Source organism: Desulforhopalus vacuolatus (assembly GCF_016918505.1).
GTDB lineage: Bacteria > Desulfobacterota > Desulfobulbia > Desulfobulbales > Desulfocapsaceae > Desulforhopalus > Desulforhopalus vacuolatus.
In genome coordinates this window covers 1-1,035 of the sequence record NZ_JAFFPZ010000088.1, presented here as the reverse complement: position 1 = coordinate 1,035, position 1,035 = coordinate 1, and the positions used below count along the sequence as shown (strand labels likewise).

At 47.9% G+C, this 1,035-nt stretch carries 1 pseudogene; it reads left to right on the top strand.

The features are described from left to right. Nucleotides 1-80 precede the first annotated feature (80 nt). A pseudogene (locus JWG39_RS17300) lies at nt 81-1,012 on the top strand (IS1595 family transposase). The last annotated feature ends 23 nt before the right edge of the window (nt 1,013-1,035 follow it).

Genomic DNA, 1,035 nt, shown 5'->3' with positions numbered 1-1,035 from the left:
AGGCTCATGTTGCGTTTCGGGGTCGTGATTTGGTAAAATAACGCTTTCCTTTTACCAACTACTGAAAAGAGGCCAGCACTATGAAGGTAAACATACAGACCCTGATGGATGATGTCCAATGTTACGCTACTGTGCGTGAGTTACGCTGGCCTGAAGGCCGCGAGTGTCCGTTTTGTACTTCGAAGAAAGTTATCAAAAGAGGTTGTGACGACAAGGAACCTGCCAGACAACGCTATGAGTGTAAAGAATGTGGTAAACGCTTTGACGATCTGACCGGCACTATCTTTGCCGGGCATCATCAACCTCTTAAGGTCTGGATATTGTGCCTCTATTTTATGGGCTTAAACCTCTCTAACAAACAGATCTCCGCCGAACTGGAGCTGAATCGTACCGATGTTCAAAAGATGACCACTCAGCTTCGTGAGGGCGTGATAAAAAAAAGCCTCAAGTGACCCTTGAAGGTGAAGTAGAGTTCGATGAGGTCTATATTGTGGCAGGGCACAAAGGGAACCCTGAAGCCGTGAGCAAGAAGGGGCGTAAAGGTCGCCGTAATCGCCTAAAGGGTGCTCGTGGCCGCAGTACATTGGAAAAAGAAAAACCACCCATTTTCGGTATGATCCAACGCACTGGGCAAGTCGTGATTCAGATGCTTGCCAATGTTCGCCAGGTAACCATCAAGCCATTGATAAAATCCACTGTGTTACCTGGAACTTTGGTTTACACCGATGAGTACAGTATCTATTTCCGGCTGGAGGAATGGGGTTACAGCCATAAAAGCGTGAACCACGGAGCTGGTGAATATGCCAGGGACGAGGATGGAGATGGTTTCCATGAAGTCCATGTAAATACAATGGAAGGCTTCTGGTCCCTGCTGCGAAGCTGGCTGCGCCCACACCGGGGTATCTCACAAGAGAAGCTCCCTTTATACCTTGGTTTCTTCGAGTTTGTTCATAATGTTGGCAAGCGCGGGAAAACCTTGCTTCACTCGCTGGTTGAAGTGCTGGTTAAATAAGACCCTGAAACACAACATGAGCC